The organism is Chromohalobacter sp. HP20-39 (assembly GCF_033052815.1).
GTDB lineage: Bacteria > Pseudomonadota > Gammaproteobacteria > Pseudomonadales > Halomonadaceae > Chromohalobacter.
On sequence record NZ_JAWHTP010000212.1, the window covers coordinates 1 to 408 of the forward strand.

Consider the following 408-nt stretch of genomic DNA (forward strand, 5'->3'; position numbering starts at 1 on the left):
CTCGTAAGTCAGATACGAATACGAGGCACCCGATTGCGGGTTCGGGACGCAGCGCAGGCCGCCGTTCGATGCGGAAATGCCGTTGACACAGTCATTTGTGAACACCATGGTGCTGGCGCTCCCAAAGAAGTAGGCATACGTGTTGTACAGGCTGGGCCCCGGGGCATCGAACGTCGCTAGGCCCCAGTTGAATTGGGTGCGATAGTTCGAGATGGTCGACGTAATCACCGAGCGCGCAATGTTGCCACGTGTGGTTGGATCGTTGCCCGCGATCAACTTGCCCGCCATCGTCCCGTCCATGGACTGCGAGTTGTCATAGACCACCAGAATATTGGGCGTCGCTGTGTTGCTCGACAGAAACAGCGGATATTGCGCGATGGTTAGCAGCGCCGCGTTAGTCGTCAGCGG

The 408-nt window shown here is 58.1% G+C and carries 1 protein-coding gene; it reads right to left on the reverse strand.

What is annotated here, in order from left to right; genetic code table 11:
- The coding region (locus RVY79_RS17685; RefSeq protein ID WP_317465807.1) for a hypothetical protein at nucleotides 1-408 on the reverse strand (408 nt) is incomplete at both ends.